Origin of the sequence: Mariniphaga sp. (assembly GCF_041687215.1) — a bacterium.
In the GTDB taxonomy this organism is placed as follows: Bacteria; Bacteroidota; Bacteroidia; order Bacteroidales; family Prolixibacteraceae; genus Mariniphaga.
In genome coordinates this window covers 27,053-42,419 of record NZ_JAWLCI010000047.1, presented here as the reverse complement: position 1 = coordinate 42,419, position 15,367 = coordinate 27,053, and the positions used below count along the sequence as shown (strand labels likewise).

General features: G+C 41.9%; 11 protein-coding genes. 4 read left to right on the top strand and 7 right to left on the bottom strand.

Annotated elements, in window-relative coordinates; all coding sequences use genetic code 11:
• Nucleotides 1–119: 119 nt before the first annotated feature.
• A complete protein-coding gene (locus tag ACESMA_RS15305) occupies nucleotides 120–2,312 on the bottom strand; it encodes a KamA family radical SAM protein (protein ID WP_372949724.1) in 2,193 nt (730 codons plus the stop codon).
• A gap of 217 nt (nucleotides 2,313–2,529) precedes the next feature.
• Between ACESMA_RS15305 and era the strand changes: the two genes are divergently transcribed.
• Together era and der are read left to right on the top strand one after the other, a co-directional pair.
• Nucleotides 2,530–3,414, top strand: coding sequence for a GTPase Era (gene era / locus ACESMA_RS15300; protein ID WP_372949723.1), 885 nt, complete (start codon nucleotides 2,530–2,532; stop codon nucleotides 3,412–3,414).
• Between the two features lie 9 nt (nucleotides 3,415–3,423).
• The gene (der, locus tag ACESMA_RS15295; protein WP_372949722.1) at nucleotides 3,424–4,731 is read left to right on the top strand and encodes a ribosome biogenesis GTPase Der; all 1,308 of its coding nucleotides are present in this window, start codon (nucleotides 3,424–3,426) and stop codon (nucleotides 4,729–4,731) included.
• Nucleotides 4,732–4,740: 9 nt separating this feature from the next.
• On the opposite strand, the gene ACESMA_RS15290 is transcribed toward der, so the two are convergent.
• From ACESMA_RS15290 to ACESMA_RS15265, 6 genes are all read right to left on the bottom strand, one after another.
• Nucleotides 4,741–6,063, bottom strand: a complete 1,323-nt coding sequence (locus tag ACESMA_RS15290) for a sugar porter family MFS transporter (protein WP_372949721.1) — start codon at nucleotides 6,061–6,063, stop codon at nucleotides 4,741–4,743.
• A 132-nt stretch (nucleotides 6,064–6,195) separates the two neighbouring features.
• On the bottom strand, nucleotides 6,196–6,342 hold the full coding sequence (locus tag ACESMA_RS15285; RefSeq protein ID WP_372949720.1) for a hypothetical protein: 147 nt from the start codon (nucleotides 6,340–6,342) through the stop codon (nucleotides 6,196–6,198).
• A gap of 181 nt (nucleotides 6,343–6,523) precedes the next feature.
• The gene (locus ACESMA_RS15280; RefSeq protein ID WP_372949719.1) at nucleotides 6,524–10,429 is read right to left on the bottom strand and encodes a T9SS type A sorting domain-containing protein; all 3,906 of its coding nucleotides are present in this window, start codon (nucleotides 10,427–10,429) and stop codon (nucleotides 6,524–6,526) included.
• Nucleotides 10,430–10,494: 65 nt separating this feature from the next.
• A complete protein-coding gene (locus ACESMA_RS15275; RefSeq protein ID WP_372949718.1) occupies nucleotides 10,495–11,760 on the bottom strand; it encodes an OmpA family protein in 1,266 nt (421 codons plus the stop codon).
• Nucleotides 11,757–11,969 (bottom strand): helix-turn-helix transcriptional regulator, encoded by a 213-nt coding sequence (locus ACESMA_RS15270; RefSeq protein ID WP_372949717.1) that lies wholly within the window; start codon nucleotides 11,967–11,969, stop codon nucleotides 11,757–11,759. Before ACESMA_RS15270 ends, ACESMA_RS15275 begins: the two co-directional genes overlap by 4 nt.
• A gap of 93 nt (nucleotides 11,970–12,062) precedes the next feature.
• Nucleotides 12,063–13,571, bottom strand: coding sequence for a tetratricopeptide repeat protein (locus ACESMA_RS15265; protein ID WP_372949716.1), 1,509 nt, complete (start codon nucleotides 13,569–13,571; stop codon nucleotides 12,063–12,065).
• Nucleotides 13,572–13,701: 130 nt separating this feature from the next.
• Here ACESMA_RS15265 and ACESMA_RS15260 point away from each other — a divergent pair, with 130 nt between their 5' ends.
• Together ACESMA_RS15260 and ACESMA_RS15255 are read left to right on the top strand one after the other, a co-directional pair.
• Nucleotides 13,702–14,010 carry a putative quinol monooxygenase gene (locus tag ACESMA_RS15260; RefSeq protein WP_372949715.1) on the top strand — a complete coding sequence of 103 codons (309 nt, stop codon included), beginning with the start codon at nucleotides 13,702–13,704 and terminating at the stop codon, nucleotides 14,008–14,010.
• Entirely contained in the window at nucleotides 14,001–15,158 is a 1,158-nt protein-coding gene (locus ACESMA_RS15255) for an iron-containing alcohol dehydrogenase (RefSeq protein ID WP_372949714.1), read from the top strand. The genes ACESMA_RS15260 and ACESMA_RS15255 overlap by 10 nt, the downstream gene beginning before the upstream one ends.
• The last annotated feature ends 209 nt before the right edge of the window (nucleotides 15,159–15,367 follow it).

Here is a 15,367-nt window from a genome sequence, read left to right as displayed (position 1 = left end):
AGTCGTAAAATCCAACAGGTGGAAAGGATTTTGGAATGAATTTTCTGAAAGGTATTATACAAAATTAACTGCGTAATATGAGAACTGCACCCAAAAAAACAAATAAAACCTTTGTATCCTCACGCTTCCACTCCCAGTTCCAAATGCGTCATCTCTTCCGTCACATCAAAATCATATTCCGGGTATTCGTACATGGGCATGCGTGGTTCGGTTTCACCCAACGAGTAGCCGAAAACACCTTCGTATTCATCGCGGTTTTCGCCCATATCTTCCAGTTGCCGCAGATATTCGGTTATTGATTTCGATTCAATTACAATCACTTTTCCCATTTGGTCAATAATCGGACTATGGTTTCTTGTACGGTCGTGGTCAAATTCTAATATTCTCCTTCCGTAGCGTGTTATTCCTATTGTTCTGAAAGTAAGGCTTTTCCCAACTCCTGGCAGGTTGAGGATGTTACGGTCGGTAGCCAGAAACGGCAAATCGTTCTTTTTACGAATTGCTTCCACACGGTCAACAATGTGCTCTGCATCAAGCATCAGCTTCTGCACTTCGCCCATTTCTTCCTCAGGCAATCGCCCCAGGTATTTTTCTTCCAGTTCTTCCTGCACTGCACGGGCATTGGGCGTAAAGTTGGAGCTGTTTTCCCTGAACCCTTTTACGGTGAACGTGTAGTAGGTGAGAATTCCAATGTCGTTTAATATTTTGCGCAGTTTTGCCGTGTGGCCGCGACGTGAGGCAGGTGCAGTAAATACAAGCTGGTTAACCACTGACCAACCCGCATTTAGTAATAATTGAACGGCATTTTGTGTTTCGGGCGTGATTTCCATGGGCGATTCAAAGTGGGTTTGAATCACAAATTGGCTTACCCCTATTTTTGAAGCGTTTTCTTTAAATTCAGCCAAAATATCTGCAAGTTCCTGGGTTATTCGCATGGGCAAATAGGCTGGCAGACGTGTACCAATGCGGATTCTTACTATTTCGGCATATTTTTCGTGCTGAGGTCTTTTTTTGTTTTCTTCCCTTTTTTGAAGGGCCATTTTGTAAATTTCATCCAGAATGTTTTTCAGGCTTTTGTCTGAACTCATGAGTGCATCGCCTCCTGTAAGCAAAATATCACGCAATTGCGCATCGTTTTTGAAATAAGTTAACAACTTGGGCAGCCGCTCGTTCCACGATTCTTCTGGTTTCAGCTTCTGAAGGTTGAAATTATACCGTCCGCTCTGGAAGTCGTACATACGCTGGCAACTGGCACACAGTCCACCACAAGCACGGCCAACCGTGTCGGGAATGAAAATGGCAACCTCGGGGTAACGGCGGTGGATGTTGTGCGAGGGTAGTATCCATCCGGCAGCATTTGGTTTTCCTGGTTGAACCTTGTCTTCTTTTTCCCAGGCCTGAATTTCGCCAAATTCTTCAACCAACTGCTTGCTGTAAACAATGTAACAGCGAATGGCCAAATCGCCGCCCACCGCAAAACCGGGTGTTTGCACATTCAGCAACGACAAATAGTATGGATTCACAAAAAACGGGATGCCTTTTTCTTCGGCATCATATAAAATGTCCATGGTATCGGGGTCGAGCGAGTAATCCAGCAACTCATTAAGCATTTCGGGCGAACGCACCGCAAAATTCAGGTGAAAAAGGCTTTCTTGCCACCATTCGTTCATTTTTTGCACTTTTTCGTCCTGCGTCATATCTTCTTTAAAAGAAAACCGGTTGCTTTTTATTTCACCGGTGTCAATTTTTTCAATTAAAATCCGGATAATTCGGTCGCGGTTTTCTGCGCGCAATTCGGCAATTTTGGGATCAATCCCTGCAGGGTAGCGGTCCATCCATTCTTCAATCAGTTCCCTCGATGGAATTTCCGGTTTTAATTTTCCGTTCAGTTGCCTGAAAAGTTGCAGCATGTCGAGGAAAAAATCAGGCTTGGCCCCTCCAATTCCCCGGTTGGTGGCCAGCCACATCATTTTTATGGGATTGGTTACGGCCATTTCGCCGTGAATATTTTGGTCTGGATAAGCGTCGCCGGCGTGTTTAATGTAATCGAGCAGCCGGATGGCTGCAAAATCTTCCCAGTTCAACTGCTGAAATAACTCGTGGCTGTGCTCTTTTTTCAGGTAAAAAGCTTCTGCAGCCGGATTTTTTTTCAACCTGGGCAGAATCCATTCTTTTATGGCTTCCATGGCTTCTGTTTCAGTAGTGGATTTGCGAAGAATCCGCTCCAAAACCGGATTTTCCTCCAGGATGGTCAGCAAAATTCTGCGTGCATGAACGTTAATTGCGATTTTGTCAAGGCGTATATTTTTCATAATAATTATTTTTGATAACTATAGTTTTTCCCTTAAAATACGGAAAAATGACGAAACGGGCAATGATAATCAGGTTTAGAGCGGGTTTTTTATAAACTTTTAACAGCAATTTGGTATGTGAAATTATACACAGTTAATGTAAAATGGCCAGTTAAAATCTGTCAGGGTAAATCAAATCAATTATCTTTGCGCTGATTTTTAGCGATTTGAATTGATTATGACGCATAAAGCAGGTTTTGTAAATATTTTGGGAAATCCCAACGTGGGAAAATCCACAGTAATGAATGCCCTGGTGGGCGAAAAGTTGTCGATTATTACGGAGAAAATGCAGACAACCCGTCACCGCATAAAAGGGATTGTAAACGGCGAAGATTTTCAGATTGTTTATTCTGATACACCAGGAATTTTGAAGCCGGGGTACAAATTGCAGGAGAAGATGATGAACTTTGTGGAAACAGCCCTCCTCGATGCCGATGTGATTTTGTTTGTAACAGATGTGGTGGAAAAACCAGGAAAAAATCCCGATTACATCGACCGTATTCGCAAATCGAACATGCCGGTGATTGTACTCATCAATAAAATCGATTTATCGAACCAGGAAGCAGTAACCCGGCTGTTCGACTACTGGAGCGAGGTGTTCCCCGGCGCCAATATCTATCCTGTTTCTGCCAAAGAAAAATTTAACATCGAACCGGTTTTCGATCGCATTTTGGAACTTCTGCCTGAAGCACCTCCGTTTTTTGATAAGGAAGCACTGACCGATCGCAACGAGCGGTTTTTTATGCAGGAAATCATTCGTGAAAAAATATTACTGAATTACCAAAAGGAAGTGCCCTATTCGGTTGAAGTTGAAGTTGAAGATTTCAAAACCAAAGGTGGTTTAATAGAAGTAAGAGCTGTGATTTATGTGGCTCGCGAAACACAAAAGGGAATCATTATTGGTAAAGCCGGTAAAATGTTGAAAAAAGTGGGAAGCGAAGCCCGCAAGGATGCCGAGGAATTTTTTGGGAGGAAGATTTTTCTGGAGCTTTACGTGAAAGTTGCCAAAGACTGGCGCGAAAAAGAAAAGCAGTTGAAAAATTTCGGGTACGAAGGGAATTAAAAGAAAAAAATGAGCAGAATATTAGCCATAGTAGGCCGTCCCAACGTGGGCAAATCAACATTGTTTAACCGGCTCACCGAATCGCGGGAAGCCATTGTGGACGAAGTGTCGGGCGTTACCCGCGACCGAAATTACGGAAAAGCGGAATGGAACGGGAAAGTGTTTTCGGTAATTGATACCGGCGGTTATGTAGTGAATTCCGACGATGTGTTTGAATCCGAAATCAACAAACAGGTGCATCTAGCCATCGACGAAGCCGATGTGATTTTATTTTTAGTAGATGTGGAGTTGGGAATTACAGACCTCGACGACGCCGTTGCGGCAATACTTCGGAAAAGCAGGAAAAAAATTGTAGTTGCCGTAAATAAGGTGGACAACAACCAACGCATATTGGATGCCCAGGAGTTTTACGGCCTCGGACTTGGCGAAATTTTTTGCATCTCATCCATGACCGGAAGCGGAACCGGTGATTTGCTCGATCAGGTAATAAAAAGTTTTGGCGAAACAGGCGATAACGACGAAGAACACGAACTGCCTTACCTTTCGGTAGTTGGCCGCCCCAATGTTGGCAAGTCATCTTTTATAAACACCCTGCTGGGCGAAGAACGTTACATTGTTACCGATGTGGCCGGCACAACGCGCGATTCCATTCATACCCGCTACAACAAGTTCGGACACGATTTTATAATTATCGACACCGCCGGTTTACGCAAAAAGGGAAAAGTGCACGACGATATCGAGTTTTATTCGGTGTTGCGCTCGGTGCGTACCATCGAAAGTTCCGATGTGTGTTTGCTGCTTATTGATGCCACCCGGGGTTTGGAAGCACAGGACATGAATATTTTCAACCTGATTGTACGCAATAAAAAGGGTGTGGTTATTTTAGTAAACAAATGGGATTTAATTGAAAAAGATGGTCATTCCACCCGAAAAGTGGAGGAAGAAATCAAACAGCGGATTGCACCGTTTACCGATGTACCCATATTATTCATTTCAGCAATTACCAAACAGCGGGTTTACAAAGCGCTGGATATTGCCATGCAGGTGTTTAAAAACCGGAAAAACCGTATTAAAACTTCAAAACTGAATGAAGTGTTGCTGGAAGCAGTGGAAGCCTACCCACCACCTTCGGTAAAAGGGAAATTCATCAAAATAAAATACGTTACCCAATTGCCTTCGCCCACGCCGGCGTTTGCGCTGTTTGCCAATTTGCCGCAATACATTAAGGAACCATATAGGCGTTACATCGAAAACAAAATCAGGGAAAATTTCAATTTTACGGGAGTGCCCATTCAGGTGTATTTCAGACAGAAGTGAAACTGATTTCTATAATTCCCTTTCCAGTTCTTCCAGCGAGGCGCCTTTGGTTTCGGGTACAAAAAACCGTACCCAAACAAGTTGTAGCACCATCATTCCACAAAATAATCCAAAAATGAATTGTGGCTTCCAGGCTTCGGCCATCAGGGGAAAAGCCAGCGTGAGCGCTGCGGCAAAAAACCAGTGGGTGAAACTGCCGAGTGACTGTCCGAATGCCCGCTGCCGGTTGGGAAAAATTTCGCTGGTGAAAACCCAGATTACAGCTCCCTGGCCAACAGCATGTGCGGCAATAAATGCAAAAATGCACACCGGCACAATGCCCGGATTTCCGGAGGCAAAAGCCCACGAAGTGAGTCCCAGTGAAGCGATGTACCCAAAGGAGCCAATATAGAGCAGCATCCGGCGGCCCAACCGGTCGATAAGCCACAAACCTACAAAAGTGAAAACCAGATTTGTTATACCGATGCCCACCGACTGCAAAAGCGCTGCCTGCGATTCCAGCCCGGTCATCTCAAAAATCCGCGGAGCAAAATAGAGCACGGCGTTAATACCCGAAAGCTGATTGAAAAATGCAATGAAAATAGCCAGGAAAGCCGGTTTTATTAATTTTCGGGAGAAGAACTTTTTATTCTCGTTTTTTTGATTTCCGGAATTTTCGATTTCCTTCACCAGCGAATTCAGTTCCTCATTTGAAAACCCGGGATTTACCCTTTTCAAAACGGCTAACCCGGCCTCCCGGTTTTTGTTGTGCACAATCAGCCACCGCGGACTTTCAGGGAGTCCGAAACAAAAAGTGGTAAACAGCAATGCAGGAACCGCTTCCACGCCCAGCATCCAGCGCCAGGCGCTTTCGCCTATTCCGCCCAGCAACGAATTTGACAGATAAGCCACCAGAATACCAAAAACAATGTTGAACTGGAACATGCCGGTTAAGCGACCACGCATGGCCGGCGGTGCAATTTCGGAAATAAACATGGGCGCCGCCACCGTGGAAATACCCACACCCACACCGCCGATAAACCGGAAAAACATGAAGGAATAAACTCCGGGCGCCAAAGCAGAACCAAAGGCCGAAGTCAGATAAAATATGCCAATCCACAGCAGCGTTTTTTTTCGACCAAAAGCCTGTGCCGGCCAGCCGCCTGTTAACGCACCCAGCACCGTGCCCCACAGCGCCATGCTGATGGCCAGTCCGTGCAATGAACTGTTCAGTTCCCACAATGTTTGAATTTTTTGTTCGGCGCCGGAAATCACCACGGTATCGAATCCAAAAAGGAAGCCCGCCAGAGAGGCCACCACTGCGCTTTTGTATAAAAAGTTTCTGCCGTTCATCTGATATTTGTTCGGTTTTGCAGTAAAAGTGCAATTATTTTATCAAATGTGGAATTTGAGGCGTGGTAAATTTATTTTGTGGAAGCCATTATATCTGTCATTATTGAGGCGTCGCCCCATGTAAAACGATTTTTATTTTGCTCCGTGGTTTTTTAATATTTCTACAATTTCTTCATCCTCGGCTTCTGTTGCAGTAGAAAGTGGAGTTTTTCCTTCTTCGGCAATCGCATTGACATTGGTTCCTTTTTCTGCCAGAAATCCCATCATGCCGTCCTTCATGTTTACATCATCATTTGCCGCAATTAGTTCCTTTTAGCATTTAAATCATTATCTCTAACCTTACTCAGCAGGTCTTGTGCCTGAAAGAACTGGAAGGAAATTGTAAACAGCCCAACAGTAATGTAAAGAGCATTGCAGTATATTTGTTTGTAATTGATTTTTTCATGATAATTATTTTTGGTTAATGATGAATAACTACTTTTAAAGTTCCTGACAAGGAATTGTTGGAATGCATTTTAACAATGTATATTCCATTCGGTATTGGGGCTGCATCAAATGAAATATGTGACTTTCCTGTTTCTTTATACCCATAATAAAGTGTTTTAACTTCACGGCCGGTAATATCAAAAAGTTGAATTTTAATTTCGGCGCCTTCTTTCAGTTCGTAGAAAATAGTTCCGCTGGAGTTCACGGGATTTGGGAAGCAGAATAAACCGGAATATTTACTTTGTTTCGAAGTTTGAAGACTGGTTGTTGCATCTTCAATTGTAAATGTACCTGATTTGGACATGGCTGCGGCATCATCGCTGGTTATCAAAGCATCCCAAAATCCTAAAGAATGTTGATTTTCAGCAACATTAAATGTAAAAATATATTCTTCGCTTTCTTCCCCAGGAGACAGGGTACCAACAGAAAATTCACTTGTTTGAATACAGTTCAGGGCATCATTAGTCTCCATTTTCAATCGAATGTTGTTTGCCTCACTGGCGCCCACATTCTCCAGTTTTAACCGAACAGTCCCTGTCTCTCCCAATTTTAGACTGTATTTATCCTGTTTAATTTGGCTGGCCACTATTACGCCCGGAACTTCCATATTCCCAGTAACATCTTCCAGCATATTTTCAATGTGCGATGTGAGCAGATGGTTTACCTGTTTTGTTTTGTCAATCTGTTCAAGAATTGTGTTTGTTAATTGGTTTGCAGTGTCGAGCATAGAAATGGTTACCAGAAGGTAAGTGTTAAACCATTCCTGCAAATTTTTTGCTTTATAGGATATTAATGAATCGTAGTGCTCTTCAAATGTTGGAATGATTTGGCTCGCTTCTGATGCAACTGCACGAAGTGGAGCATAGCTTTGTGAAATTGTATTGGAATAATTTTTTTTAGCCTCATTAAGGTTGAGTAACTCGCTGGCTGCTTCCACGTTTGAGCCCGATTCAATATTTTGCTGAACCAAATACAGGATGGAGTCGAAAGAAGTTTCATTTTCCTGCAACGATTTTTTTATGTTGCTGATGGTTGCAGAAGTATATTTGCTTTTACTGAATACCTGGTTTTGTGTTGTAATGGTTCCTTTTTTTACTGCCGATGAAAAATAAATATCATCCACTTCATCATTCATATTTGCTGGTAAAATAAAAAACTGTGAAGTTGATAATCCCAAAGCAGTTATCACTTCAACATAAGCCGAAAGCCGAATATAGGAAGTAAATTGCGCAACATTATTTACAATTCCTGTAGGGTCAATGGCTGCAACAACTTCAAGAATCCTGGCGGTTGTCATAAACAGGTTAGCCGTTTCCCGCAGGCCGGAAGCCCATTCAATAATATTTTCCACATTATTTTCTTCGTCGGCAACAAACTCTATTTCATTAATACAGGCATTTGCAAAGATTCCACTGTAATTGTTGGTTTCTGAATAATCAAACGCTTTGGTAATTACCGGGGCTGTTAACAAATTGATATAAACTTCCTGAATAAACGGTCCTTTAAGTTTTTTGAAAACTTTGAGTGTTATTTCATCCCAGGCCACCGAGCTAAAGGACTGAAAATTCATTGATGAATAATTATTCTTTAATTCACGCCACCCATCCATTAAAATAATATCGGCAGGATGACTCAATTTTGCTCCGATTAGTTCTACTGATTCTGTAACAGATGCAAGTATTTCCTGTTTGATAAGTTCCTTGATTAAGATATCCAGTAATTCCATAAGAATTTTCCGGGCAGCCGTTGAGCCTCCCTCTGCAAAAGAAGAAATCAATTCTGCTGCGGCCTTAATCAATTCAATCAGGGTCATTGACCAATCGTTGGAGTAAAAAATGAACCCAATCAGATCGCCAAAATCATAAAACATCTCATTAGAAACATTCATCCCCTGCTCAAATAAATCCTTGACCAACATTTCAGTCAGTAATAAACGGGCCAATACTTCTGTTTTTTGAGCATCGTAATCTGTTGCCCAGTTTTTTAATAAGGTTTCAACATTCGCTTCAACCTGCTTGTAAGTAAAATATTCACCAGTGAAGATGGAGTTTGACGCTTCCATTTGGTTTAATTCTTCAATTAGCTGAAATTTATATTTGTACAGCGAGTCCGGCAAATGCGAAAGCCGTGTGTTTTTACCCGGACCTATTTCAAATTCCTCCTGCACCGATAACTGAAGCTCGTTTTGGCTGTGCGGCACCTTTTTGGAAAATTTGAGTTCATAAAAACCGGGTGTTAAATTATTGAATGAAACCAAACCGTCAGCATCTGTGGTAAGCGTGTTTGTAATTGGTTGATTGTTTTGAAAAAGCCTGACTTCAACCCCTTGAAGTCGTTCATCTTTATTTATTGCAAGGTTTTTTAAATCTGCAATAATATCGTTAATCTGAACAGTAATACTTGCATTTGTTCCGCTGGAAACCCCCGTTCCTGAGAATTGAATATTGAAAACAGGAAAAGCCGGGTCGTTTGTTATCAACTGCAAAATGTCGGAGTAATTTTGTTCATCCTGTGGAGTAAACCTTACACTTATCTTTGCTGAATCACCAACCGGGATAAATAATCTCTGGCTTTTATTGGTTATTTTAAAAGCTGATGTTGGGTCAAATTTTATGTTGTCGATTGCCAAAGGAGCAACACCTTTGTTTTTTAAAATGATGTTGTATTCGCTGTAACTTTCAATCCAAACATCTTGAAAATCATAGTAATTGGTTGAAACTTCCATGTTGGATGCGCCCGGATAATACCTGTAATAAATAAGGCAATTTTCTTTTTCTTCTGCTAATTCCGGTATTCTGCCATAAACCGCAATGTGCGGATAGTTATTGATGTCATGGTCAAAAGACAATAACTTAGCTGTAACCAGAGTATCAATAAGTTGTTCTGTCCATTGATTGTTATTTCTAATGCTGTAAATAAGGTTATCTTCACGGATTGTTACCAATCGGGGATTAGAATTGATGATATTAATGTAGGATTTCTCCCACCTGTTTTTGACGTAAAAGAGCTCTTCTTTTTCCCATTCATCCCAATTAAAAAAGGAATAATAGAAACCTGTTTTAAAATTATTCCCCTCGTTAAATGATTCAAAAACAATGTGCAGATTATCTTCATCGTCCAGGTCGAAGCTGCTGTGATTTGTCTGATCCATCAAAATGTCGGGCTTGACAGGATATGTATATTTTTGAAAGTTTCCTGTTGTTAAATTACACTCAACAACAAACAGGCTGTCGTAAGCAATATACTGAATTACAGGAGTGTTGTTGCTTTTTAGTCTAAAATTCAGGTTGTCTCCGTTAATTGGAGCGCCTTTTACAACCGGGAATCCCTTAATATTCCAACCTGATGTACTTTTAGTTGCAATCTTTATGTTGTCATCAGAAAGTTTTTCATAAAAGGCAATAACAGGCTGGTTTTGCGAATTAATTTCGATACTGCACATCATATAATTAAAAGCAAAGGGCAAGGTGTTTTCAAAAACGGTTTCCTTCACCCATTCCCCGTTAGTTTTTGTCATGTATTGAAGGCCGGCGCCAAAACATTCTGTCAAATCATTGCATCCATCCTGGAAGCAAACATGAGGCGTGTTGTTTGAGTCAAATGCAATATCACACGAAATGCCGGAAACCCTGATACTGTCTATAACAGATATATCCCAAACATTACCGTTTTTGTATGCATATTTTAAATCAAAGAAGTCACTGTTGAAATATACAATGTGCGGATTATCGTAGTTGTCAATCACCAGCGTTCGGTAAATTCCATTTTCTATTCCGGTGCTGTCAACAATTTCCCGGTTCCAAACCTGAGCATACGAAACAGAGTAAAAGCTAAAAATCAGATGAATGATAAAAACGGATAATATACTTTGTGTTTTCATCTTGACTTATTTTTAATAAATTCTTTTCAACTCCTCCCCTTGGGGAGGCCGGGAGGGGCTCTTTTTTAAATTTTCACAAACTCTACTCTCCGGTTATTGGCTTTCCCTTCGGGTGTGCTGTTGCTATCGAGCGGCTGGCTTTCGCCCCAGCCTTTTGAAGTCATGCGGCCTGCGTCGATTCCCATTTTCGTGAGTGTGCTAACCACGGTAGCGGCGCGCTGTTCCGAAAGGGTTTGGTTAAGTGCATCGTCGCCGTCGCTGTCGGTGTGGCCTTCCACGCTGAATTTAATATCCGGATTTTCCTGCATCAGTTCAGCAATTTCGTTGATAACTCCCATGGATTCAGGCCGCAATGTGGCTTTGTTTACATCGAACCGGATGCCATTGGCAATGATTTTTCCATCCTGCAAAAATCTGTCGTACAGCTTTTGTCCGCCTTCGGCAATGCGGATGTTTTTAATGTAAAAATTCACCGGTTTCGTATTGATAATCTCAATGGTTAAACCGGTAGGATTGAAGCCGAGGTTGGGAATGTTCAACATGCGTTCATCATCGTAATAAACTTTTAGCGCACGCACATTAAACCCAATGGCAATATGGCGCCAGAATGGTTTGTCCTGGTTGTACCAGAGTTGTTTGCCCGGAATGATTTTTTCACTTTTCAAGCCGGAAATTCCCCCTGGGAAAAGACTGATTTTATTTAATGCAGATCCTCTTTGATTTTTCAAATCATATAAATGCACAAAATATTTGGCTGAATGTGGCTCCACATCGTAATACGCATCAAACTCAATGGTGAAAATATCCGGTAAATAGTCTTTCCTCGGTTCTTTCATAAACGGGACAATGCTGCTTGCACCATCCATAAACATGATGACCTTCTCTCCACCAAATTCGGCAATTTCCACATTTCCTTTGTTCAAATCCCACCGCGACGGAAATTCTCCGTTTTCCTCGTTTTCAAGGTTGTCTTCAAAAATAACCTTGTCGCCCGGCACGAAATCGTATTTTGCCCAGTTCAGTTGGGGGTCTGCAGCTGTTGGTTGCTGTGGTTGCTGTGCATTGGCAGGAATTTCATTTACCGGTTGTGCCTGCTTAGTTTCTTCTGCCTGGTTCTTGTCCTTTTTATTCTTTTTGCCAAACAGGCTGCCAATGCCTTCTTCCAGTTTGTCGAGGCCTTTGTCTATGGCCTGGTCGGTCTTTTTATTGGCCCTTTGATCGACCTTTTTTTCCACTTTTTTCTCCACATCCACTTTTACCTGCGATTTTGCTGGAATGCCGGGCAAAAGTAAAGCGCAAATCATTAAAATGATAATGCAAAAATTTTTCATAACGGTATGTTTTTTAATGTTTTATTGAAATTGTTGATTGCCTCGATGCGATTTCTGGCATGCAGTTTTTTGAATATTTTTTTCAGATGGTATTTCACGGTATTCACCGAAATCCCTGTTTCTTTGGAAATGGTTTGATTGGAATATCCTTTTTGTAAAAGTAAAATGATGTGCTCTTCCTCCACCGAAATCAAATTTTTTGTTTCCATCTTTTGTTCAGATTTCTGTATTCAATTTCGGGAAGAAACCAACAAAATGTACTACCCAAAAGGGTAGTTTTTGTGCTTATGATAACCGGCAGTTTAATTTTCGCTGCACCTTAACAGGGCCTCCATCCGGTTTTTCACATTCAGTTTGATGTAAATATTTTTTATGTGGAATTTCACTGTGTTTTCTGAAATGAAAAGTTTTTCCGCAATTTTGGCATTGGAGCAACCCTGCCCCAGGTGGTGCAGGATTTCACTTTCGCGGGTAGTCAATCCCCATTTGTCAGCATAAATCTCCTGATGCGATTGATTTGAATTTCCAACCTTTTTTTCATGCAGCAGAAAATGTTGCAGTTCAGTTTTCATCAGTTTTAATTTCTGGTTTTTGTGCCGGATGACCGACCAGCCTGTACCCACGATGAATAATCCCAGAAGTGTCAGTGCCCCAATAATCAGCCATTGCAGCCGCAACTGGTTTTCTTTTAGCAGGTTAGCCTGCTCGAGTAAAAGAATCTGTTGTTCCTTTTTTTCGGTTTCGTACTGCGCTAAAAGTTCCAAAACTTTTTCCCGGCTTTTTGTTTCATTAATGCGGTTGAACAGTTTGGTGTATTTTTCGTAATGGCTGAGCGCATTTGCAGTTTTACCGGTTTTTTTAAAAAGTTGGTAGTAGCTCAGGTGAATGCCCGACAAATCGGAAATCCAGCTGGTGTCGCACAAAACATAAGCCTCGTCAAGAGCATAAATTGCTGGTTCCGTATCTCCCATCAAAGTATAGGTTTCAGCCAATCCGCGATAAGAATTCATCATGCCGTAAACATCGCCAATCTGCCGGTCAATTTCCAGCCCCTGCTGTTTTAATTCCAGCGCATCGATGTACCTTTTTTGTTTTTCAAGCACCGAGGCAAGATTGGAGTACCCCGCCGATTCACCTTTTTTGTACCCGTTTTCTGCTGAAATATGAATAAGTTGCCGGTAGAAGTGAGCGGCAGAATCCAATTTACCCGAAAGTTCAAACAGATAGGCGGTTTCATTGTAAATATTGGCTTCAGTTTTATAATCGGAAATGCCAGGAATAAGTTTAACGGCTTTTTGGCAATAGTCCGTGGCTTCATCAAAACGACTTAGAACTCTCAGCAATTGCGCCATATTTCGTGCGCCCCGGGCCCGCCGGAGGGTATCAGTCGATTCCTCCACCAACTTGTAGGCACGAAGATACCAGTAAAAAGCGGAGTCGCATTTTCCGGTATATTCATTGGTTTTTCCCAAGCCGGTCATGGCATCGTTGTGTAATTCCATGGCGGCGTTTTTTTCCAAAACTTTATGGAACCAGGGCTGTGCCTGCTTGTCTTTTCCGGCATGCATCAAACTGTTTCCGGTTTTGTAACGGAGCCGGTTTATTTGCTCCTTATTTTTTATTTTGCCAGAAATTAGCAGTACCCGGTACAATTCGGCTGCCTCGGTATGTTTTTCAGCTTGTGCAAGCGAATCGGCTTTTCTTTCCTGACTACCCGGTTCATCGTTAATGTTTTGTGTGTTCAAATCAGCATACCAGGCTGTTAAAAAAGAAATAAAAAGCAAGGAAGTGATGTAAAAACTGATTCGCATTTCGGTTTTTTTAAACATTGGTGCTTTATCAAAGTTAGTGAATCTGTGTTTAAAAGTCAAGGTTTCTTCCCATTGTAATTGGTCATGGTTTTCACCCACATTTTCGTATTTTTGACGAAAATAAAATGCTATGTTTATCGTACACGTTTTTGTTCATGTTGAGAAAGATTATATTGAGGATTTTAAGCAGGCCACCGTTGAAAATGCCCGCCAGAGTTTACTGGAATCCGGAATAACACGATTCGATGTGATTCAGCAGCAGGACGATCGCACTCGGTTTGTTTTGGTTGAGGTTTACCGCACTTATGAAGACCCGGCCCGGCACAAAGAGACTGAACATTACCAGCGCTGGCGCGACGAAGTAGCCCACATGATGGCCGAGCCGCGTACTTCTGTGAAGTATTTTAATGTTTTTCCGGTAGATGAAGGATGGGAATAAACTTTGAATTTGCAACAGCAACTCAAATCATTTTTGGGAACGGAACGGTTTCCAAAATCCCGCAATTACTGCAGGAAATGGGCAAGAATATTTTTTTGGTTACCGGGAAAAACCCTGAACGTGCAAAGTTTTTAACCGAAAACCTGAAAGCTGAAGGATTCACCGTAATCCATTTTCGAATAGAAAAAGAACCTGACACTGAAATGATTTCCGAAGGGGCAAAGCTGGCTCGTGAAACGGCTTGCGACGCGGTTGTGGGATTTGGTGGCGGCAGCGTTATCGACAGCGCCAAAGCTTTTGCTGCTCTGGTTCCCAACAAAGGAAATTTATTGAATTACCTCGAAGTAATTGGAAAAGGCAAAAAGCTGGAAGAAAAGCCTTTGCCGTTTATTGCAATTCCAACTACCGCAGGTACCGGCGCCGAGGTCACCAAAAATGCCGTTATCCATTCCACTGAACACAACGTAAAAGTGAGTTTACGCAGTCCGCTCATGTTTCCCGATGTGGCAGTGATTGACCCTGAACTCACCCTTTCCATGCCGCCTGAAATTACCGCAACAACCGGAATGGATGCATTGACCCACCTGCTTGAAACCTTTGTTTCCAATCAGGCCAATCCGTTTATCGATATGTTTTGCATTGAAGGAATGCGCCGGATTTCAGTATCGCTAAAAAAAGCTCATGAAAATGGCGACGACCTGAAAGCCCGCGAAGATATGGCTTTTGCGGCCATGTTGGGAGGAATAGCTTTGGCCAATGTTAAACTGGGTGCTGTTCATGGTTTTGCAGGTCCTATGGGTGGAATGTTTCCGGTTCCGCACGGTGCGGTTTGTGCTGCATTGCTGCCTGCTGTAATGGAAATAAACATCAGGAAGGTGAAAGAGCAGAAGCAAATACAAACTCTTGAGAAGTACAGGAAAGTAGCTCAAATTTTAACCGGCAATCTTAATGCAAAAGCTGAAGATGGCATTCAATGGACCGCGGAAATGGTGAAAGCTTTAAGAATTCCATCCCTCTCCGCTTTTGGACTTTCCTCTTCCGATTTTCCTGATTTGGTTGAAAAAGCCAAAAAAGCCAGCAGCATGAAAGGAAATCCGGTTCTGCTGAATAATAAACAACTGACGGAAGTTCTGGAAAAATCAGTCTGATTTTAAAAAAATAACTCTATCGCTCCAACATAATAAGATTATCCGTAACTTATTGTGAATTTTGTCTTTCAAAAAGCAAGGATTCTTATTAATTAATTAAACATTAATGAGATGCAGCCACTGTCCACATCTTTTTATCGCAAAACTGCAATGGATGTTGCGGGTATCCTGAGATTATTCAACAAAACATTTTTTTCGCCGTATAATGA